Annotated in this window: 10 protein-coding genes; 4 read left to right on the forward strand and 6 right to left on the reverse strand. The window is 66.9% G+C overall.

What is annotated here, in order from left to right:
• Both AC2VOU_RS15400 and AC2VOU_RS15405 read right to left on the reverse strand, forming a co-directional pair.
• The coding region (locus AC2VOU_RS15400) for a MoeA family protein (RefSeq protein ID WP_486958161.1) at nt 1–526 on the reverse strand (526 nt) is incomplete at its 3' end.
• Between the two features lie 36 nt (nt 527–562).
• Entirely contained in the window at nt 563–1,471 is a 909-nt protein-coding gene (locus AC2VOU_RS15405) for a UTP--glucose-1-phosphate uridylyltransferase (protein ID WP_486958162.1), read from the reverse strand.
• Between the two features lie 24 nt (nt 1,472–1,495).
• Here AC2VOU_RS15405 and AC2VOU_RS15410 point away from each other — a divergent pair, with 24 nt between their 5' ends.
• Nucleotides 1,496–2,083 carry a 5-formyltetrahydrofolate cyclo-ligase gene (locus AC2VOU_RS15410; RefSeq protein ID WP_486958163.1) on the forward strand — a complete coding sequence of 196 codons (588 nt, stop codon included), beginning with the start codon at nt 1,496–1,498 and terminating at the stop codon, nt 2,081–2,083.
• 105 nt (nt 2,084–2,188) lie between these two features.
• On the opposite strand, the gene AC2VOU_RS15415 is transcribed toward AC2VOU_RS15410, so the two are convergent.
• Entirely contained in the window at nt 2,189–2,374 is a 186-nt protein-coding gene (locus AC2VOU_RS15415; protein WP_486958164.1) for a cold-shock protein, read from the reverse strand.
• 395 nt (nt 2,375–2,769) lie between these two features.
• Between AC2VOU_RS15415 and AC2VOU_RS15420 the strand changes: the two genes are divergently transcribed.
• The 3 genes from AC2VOU_RS15420 to mscL all read left to right on the forward strand — a co-directional run bounded on the left by AC2VOU_RS15420 (nt 2,770) and on the right by mscL (nt 4,415).
• On the forward strand, nt 2,770–3,138 hold the full coding sequence (locus AC2VOU_RS15420; protein ID WP_486958165.1) for an FmdB family zinc ribbon protein: 369 nt from the start codon (nt 2,770–2,772) through the stop codon (nt 3,136–3,138).
• A 65-nt stretch (nt 3,139–3,203) separates the two neighbouring features.
• A complete protein-coding gene (locus AC2VOU_RS15425; protein WP_486958166.1) occupies nt 3,204–3,866 on the forward strand; it encodes an SAF domain-containing protein in 663 nt (220 codons plus the stop codon).
• Nucleotides 3,867–3,977: 111 nt separating this feature from the next.
• On the forward strand, nt 3,978–4,415 hold the full coding sequence (gene mscL / locus AC2VOU_RS15430; protein ID WP_486958167.1) for a large-conductance mechanosensitive channel protein MscL: 438 nt from the start codon (nt 3,978–3,980) through the stop codon (nt 4,413–4,415).
• Nucleotide 4,416: 1 nt separating this feature from the next.
• Here the strand turns inward: mscL and AC2VOU_RS15435 are convergent, their stop codons facing one another.
• The 3 genes from AC2VOU_RS15435 to AC2VOU_RS15445 form a co-directional block, all read right to left on the reverse strand.
• Entirely contained in the window at nt 4,417–4,545 is a 129-nt protein-coding gene (locus tag AC2VOU_RS15435; RefSeq protein WP_486958168.1) for a hypothetical protein, read from the reverse strand.
• Nucleotides 4,546–4,553: 8 nt separating this feature from the next.
• Nucleotides 4,554–5,039, reverse strand: coding sequence for a MogA/MoaB family molybdenum cofactor biosynthesis protein (locus tag AC2VOU_RS15440; RefSeq protein ID WP_486941110.1), 486 nt, complete (start codon nt 5,037–5,039; stop codon nt 4,554–4,556).
• Between the two features lie 47 nt (nt 5,040–5,086).
• A partial coding sequence (locus AC2VOU_RS15445) for a S1C family serine protease (protein WP_486958169.1) occupies nt 5,087–6,372 on the reverse strand: 1,286 nt, incomplete at its 5' end.

Consider the following 6,372-nt stretch of genomic DNA (forward strand, 5'->3'; position numbering starts at 1 on the left):
GCGCGGCGCCAATGATCGTCCCCGCCCGTACGGCGACGTCACCCGGTTGCACGTCGTCCCCGGTGCGCCGAACGTAGGCGCCCGAGCGCACCCCGCGCAGCACCCGCACTCGCGACTGGCCGCCGTCGGTCCAGCGCAACGGCAACACTGCATCGGCCAGCGTCGGCAGCGGTGCCCCGGTTTGCACGCGCGCGGCCTGGCCCGGCTGCAACCTGCTCGGCGTGCGGGCGCCGGCCTGCACGCTGCCCATCACCGGCAGGGTCACGCCGCCGCCGGCCGGCGCCGAATCGGGTGCCTCGTCGTCGAGCTGTTCGTCGGCCGCGTTGGTCTCCCCCACCCCGAGTACGTCGACGCTGCGAACGGCGTAGCCGTCGATGGCGGCCTGATCGAAGCCGGGCAGCGGCCGCTCAGTCACAACCTCTTCGGCACACAACAACCCTTGGGCTTCGGCGATCGCGACGCGCACCGGCCTCGGCGCCACCGCGGCAGCCGTCACTCGGGCTTGTTGTTCTTCCACCGAACGCACGACGCGCCTTTCTGTTTCAGCCAGGCGCTTGGCCTGCTAATCCTCGGCCAGACCCAGTCTGGTCACCAGCCACCGCCGCAGCTCTGGCCCGTAATCGGGACGGTCCAAGGCAAAGTCAACCGCAGCCTTGAGGTAGCCGCCGGGATTTCCCAAGTCGTGTCGGGAGCCGCGGTGGACGACGACGTGCACCGGATGCCCCTCGTCGATCAGCAACGCGATCGCGTCGGTCAACTGCATCTCGCCCCCGGCGCCACGCTGAATACGTTGCAACGCACCGAAAACGGCGCGATCAAGGACATACCGCCCGGCCGCGGCGTACAGCGATGGCGCATCCTCGACCTTCGGCTTCTCCACCATGCCCTTGACTTTCAGCACGTCGCTGTCGGCGCCGGGCACCGGCTCGACGTCGAAAACCCCGTAGGCGCTCACCTCGTCGCGTGCCACCTCGATGGCGCATAACACCGAACCGCCGAACTCAGCGCGCACCTTCGACATCGTCTCCAGCACGCCGGTCGGCAGCACCAGGTCGTCGGGGAGAAGAATCGCGACAGCGTCCTCGTCCGCCCACAGCACCGGCTCCACGCAGCTGATCGCATGTCCCAGTCCCAGCGGCTCGGTCTGCACGACCGACTCGACCTTGATCAGCTGCGGCGCCCGGCGGACCTTGGCCAGCATGGCCTCCTTGCCGCGGGCCTGCAGCGTGCCCTCCAGCACCAGGTCTTCGACGAAGTGCGCGACGACGCCGTCTTTGCCTTCGGAGGTGATGATCACCAGACGTTCGGCACCGGCCTCAGCCGCCTCGGCCGCGACCAGTTCAATGCCGGGGGTGTCCACGACAGGCAACAGTTCCTTCGGCACAGTTTTGGTCGCCGGCAGGAAACGGGTGCCCAAACCGGCCGCGGGCACGATCGCTGTCCGCGGAACCGAAGTGTGTGGGGTGGCCATCGTTGAAACCCTATCGTTGAACCCGTGGCGACCGCGGGCAAGTCGGCAATGCGAGAACGGCTGGTAGCAGCGCGTCGATCGGTGTCCGATGTCGACCGGGCGAGGCAGGCCGCCGCACTGGCCGGTCATGTCGGCGCGCTGGCGATCGACGGCGGCACCGTGTGCGCCTACGTTCCGGTCGGCAGCGAACCAGGATCCCTCGAACTGGTGGATGTGCTGGCGCGCCGCGCCGACCGGGTGTTGCTCCCGGTCGCGCGCACCACCGCCGACGACGCCGCGGTGGCGCTGCAGTGGGGCCAGTACCGGCCCGGGCTGTTGGTGACCGCACGATTCGGTCTGCTGGAACCGGTGGGGCCGTGGCTACCGGCGACAGCCGTCGCCGCGGCCGGAGTCGTCCTGGTGCCGGCGCTGGCGGTCGACCGTACCGGCGCACGGCTGGGACGCGGCCGCGGGTTCTATGACCGGACGCTGACGTTACGGGCCCCGCAGGCCCGGTTGATCGCCGTCATCCGCGACGAGGAACTGCTCGACGAGGTGCCACGCGAACCACACGACGTGCCGATGACGCATGCGCTGACGCCCGGGCGGGGCCTGGTCGAGCTCACCGGCTAGCAAGACACCCGCGTTCCGCAGCCGGCTGCGAGTTCTCATGCCGAACGAAAAAACCGTACCCGCTCACAATCGGAGCGGGTACGGCTTTCATGTCTCGCGGACCGGTCAGATGGCCCGAACTTTGCTGGCCTGGGGGCCCTTGGCGCCCTGGGTGATTTCGAACTCGACCTGTTGGTTCTCATCGAGGCTGCGGAATCCGCCGCCGTCGATCTCGGAGTAGTGGACGAAGACGTCCGGACCCTCCGCCTGGGCGATGAAGCCGAAGCCCTTTTCCGCGTTGAACCACTTCACGGTTCCCTGTGTCCTGTGTTTCTCCTTTGCCCGAGTTACCGTCCCGCACCATGCGAACCGGTGGCCGAATGATCAGACGACTGCTTCTGACTTGCCCTGCAAGGAGAAAGAGACGCCCGCACCAAGTTTCTGCGCGAGCGTGTTGGGAACACGAACACTTAGAATTTCGACTCCCCGATCCTACGCGATCTCCGGACCGTTTTTTACCGGACTCCCCGGGTGGGTTCGACGCCGGCTCAACAGCAGGGCGGTCAGCCGCTTCGCGGCCTGGCGCGCGAACGGATTCACCGCCGCGCGTCGTTGCTTGTACCCGCCGGGAATGACTTGCACCACATAGCCGTTCTAGCACTTGAGACTGTAGAGTGCTAAGCGTTTAGACCATCACGGAGGTTTTTGTGCCGACATACAGCTACGCTTGTACCGCATGCGATGACCGCTTCGATGTAGTCCAGGCCTTCAGCGACGACGCGCTGACCACGTGCGAGAAGTGTGCGGGCAGACTGCGCAAAATGTTCGGCAACGTCGGCGTGGTGTTCAAGGGCAGCGGCTTCTACCGCAACGACAGTCGCGAGGCGTCCAAGAGCGCCAGCAGCACTTCTTCGAGCTCGTCCTCGGGCCCTGAGAGCGCCGGCTCGACCTCCAGCGACACATCCTCCGCCGCTTCGCAGACGTCGACCTCCTCTGGTGACGCGTCGAAGTCCGACGCCTCGTCGCCGGCGTCGAAATCACCGGCGTCGAAATCGCCGGCCACCACCTCCAGCTAGCCGGTTATCCACAAGCCGTATTTCGCCGTCCGGCCCCGGCGCATGTGCACGTCTACCGTTGGCGCGTGGGAGACTCCCGGCCATCGCTGAATCCGTCGCTGCCAACCCGTCTTTCGCAGTGGCTGCGCCCTGACTGGTCGCGTACCGTGCTGGCCCGCCGGGTTGCCGCTGCGGGGCTGGTCGTGCTCGCCGGCGTTGCCGCGCTCCGGCCCGACCCCGCCGACGACTCCGCCCTCGTGGTAGTCGCCACACGTGACCTGAGCCCGGGCGCCAAGCTGGCCGCCCACGATGTTCGGGTCGAAAGACGTTTGACATCAACGATTCCCGACGGTTCACAGTCAGACGTCAACGTGGTGGTCGGCTCCGCCCTGGCCGGCCCCGCACGGCGCGGCGAAGTGCTGACCGACGTGCGACTGCTGGGCGCCCGCCTGGCCGAGTCGACGGCGGGGCCAGACGCCCGTATCGTGCCGGTGCATCCGGCCGACAACGCGCTGATCGACGTGGTGCGACCAGGCGACGTGGTCGACGTGGTGGCCGCGGCAGAGGGCGGCAACGCGGCAGCCCCGCACGTGGTGGCGATCGACGCGATCGTGGTATCGGTGTCGGCGAAGGCCAATGGTCACAGTGCGGCCGGCGACCGGGTGGTGTTGATCGCACTGCCGGCCGCCCTCGCCAACGCGGTGGCCGGCGCGACCCTGGTCGCCACCGTGACCCTCAGCCTGCACTAAGGGTCTGACCAGACAAAAAGTAAACTCTCGTATCGCCAGCCCGACTCGGCTAGCTTTTTTCTTGGGCTCCACATTGATTTATGACTTACCCATTGCGGAAAGGAAATCCCGATGTTGAAGGGCTTCAAAGAGTTTCTCGCACGCGGCAACATCATCGACCTGTCAGTCGCGGTCGTCATCGGTACCGCGTTCACCGGTCTGGTCACCAAGTTCACCGAAAGCGTCATCCAGCCGCTGATCGACCGAATCGGCGCCGGCGGAAAATCCGATGTCGGGCTTTTGAAAATCAGCATCGGCGACGGCAAATTCATCGACTTCAACGTCGCGATATCGGCCGCGATTAACTTCATCATCATCGCCGCGGTGGTGTACTTCCTGGTTGTGCTGCCCTACAACACGCTGCGCAAGCGTGGAGAGGTCAAGCAAGCCGAGGACACCGAACTCTCGCTGCTCACTCAGATCCGGGATCAGCTCGCCGAGGCCAATGGCAGCTCAGCGGGTCATCACTCCGCCAACGCTCCGGAAAGCGCGACCGTCCAAGACAGGTAGCTCAGGCGTGGTGTGGCGGCACGTTGTCGCGCAGCCACTGCTCCCGCTCCTCGCCGTCCCGACTGGCGTCGGGGTCGCACTCATCGACCGACGACTGCCAATCGCGATCGTCTCCGATAGGTGTGGACATGCCGGGTGTCAGATTTCCAGGCTGGACAGCTGACCGATGATCTGCGCTGCCAACGGGTTCAGCGTCGCCATCCCGTCGCGCACGGCGTACCGCGAGCCCGCCAGGTTGACCACCAGCGTGCTGCCCGAGATGCCCGCCAGACCGCGCGACAGCCCTGCCTCGATAATTCCCGCAGACAGCCCCGACGCGCGGATCGCTTCGGCGATGCCGAGGATCTCGCGGTCGAGAATGTCCAGCGTCGCTTCCGGGGTGACGTCGCGGGGAGTCACCCCGGTGCCGCCAACCGACACGACCAGGTCGACTCCCCCGATCACCGCGGTGTTGAGCGCGTTGCGGATCTCCACCTCGTCGGCGGCAACGGCGACAACGCCGTCGACCACGAATCCGGCTTCGGTAAGCAGCTCGGTGACCAACGGACCGCTGTGGTCCTCGTCGCCGTGATCGTCGACAACGACGACCAGTGCCCTGCCGATCAAGTCCACACCCTGTCCCATGGCTGCAACCGTATATCTGGCGTCCGACCGAGCCGCGGCGACTCTACTCACTGCTGGGCCTTACCCAAGGTGACCTGGACCTTCTTGGTCTCGCCAGCGGGGTCTTTGAAGGTCAGCGTCACCTTGTCGCCGGGCGCCTTGGATCGAACCGCGGCAACCAGCGCGTCGGCACTGTTGACCGTGCGGTCGTCGACCTTGGTGACAACCACCCCGCTGGGAAGTCCGGCGGCCGCGGCCGCCCCGTTCGGAACGACCTCGACCACCTTGGCGCCGGGCGTCTCCTTGTCGCTGGTGACCTGCACGCCCAACGAGGCGTGCGACGCGGTCCCGGACGTGATCAACTCGTCGGCGATCCGTTTGGCCTGGTCGACGGGTATCGCGAAACCGAGGCCGATCGAACCGCTCTGCGCGTCCGGGGAGTCGCCACCCAGGGTGGCGATCGCCGAGTTCACCCCGACCAGCTGTCCGCTCATGTTGACCAGCGCACCACCGGAATTGCCCGGGTTGATCGCGGCGTCGGTCTGAATGGCGTCCAGCACGGTGTTCTGGTTACCCGACTCACCTGTGGTGGAGACAGGTCGGTTGAGCGCGCTGACGATGCCGGTGGTCACCGTGCCGGACAGACCGAGCGGCGAACCGACCGCCATCACCGGCTGACCGACACGCAAGTTGGCCGACGAACCGAGGCTGATCGGGGTCAGCCCCGACATGCCTTGCACGCGGACCACAGCAATGTCCGTGGTGGGGTCGGTGCCGACGACGCTGAACTCCGCGGTGCGTCCGTCGGAGAACGTCACAGTGGTCTTGGGCTTGCCGCTGGCTGGCGGAGGGGCGGGCTGGTCGGGATCCGGTGCCGGAGCGCCGGGGTCCTCGTCGGGGTTCTGGTGCTCGGGGTTCGGGCGTCCATGCGGTCCCGGAGCTTTCCCGGGGTTGGCCGCGGTGGCGACGACGTGGTTATTGGTCAGGATGAGGCCGTCCGAGGACAGGATGATGCCCGAACCCTCTTCAGACGCGCGGCCCAGGTTGGTCTCGAGCATCACGACGCTGGGAACCACCTTGGCAGCCACCTGCTCGACGCTGCCGAGCGGCGCGTTCGACGCCGGCATGCCGGGTATGGCACCGCCTGGCAGCGACCCGTCGGCGACAGAAGCGAGAATTTCGTGGCGGGCGATCACCGAGGCGGCGGCGCCGCCGATACCGGCCGAGACGACAGCCAGCGCGACCGCCCCAACCGTCAATGCGCCTGCGCGAGAACGCTTTCGCGGCGCGCGCATCGGCTGCGGCCCACCGGGCTGACCGACGAACGGACCATAGGGCTGCCGAGGTTGCTGCT

It is taken from the genome of Mycobacterium sp. TH-M25 (assembly GCF_057473665.1).

Bases quoted from the DNA above. Each gene is read 5' to 3' on its own strand.
- AC2VOU_RS15405 (WP_486958162.1), bottom strand. From the start codon at position 1,471: ATGGCCACCCCACACACTTCGGTTCCGCGGACAGCGATCGTGCCCGCG.
- mscL (WP_486958167.1), top strand. From the start codon at position 3,978: ATGTTGAAGGGCTTCAAAGAGTTTCTCGCACGCGGCAACATCATCGAC.
- AC2VOU_RS15435 (WP_486958168.1), bottom strand. From the start codon at position 4,545: ATGTCCACACCTATCGGAGACGATCGCGATTGGCAGTCGTCGGTCGAT.
- AC2VOU_RS15440 (WP_486941110.1), bottom strand. From the start codon at position 5,039: ATGGGACAGGGTGTGGACTTGATCGGCAGGGCACTGGTCGTCGTTGTC.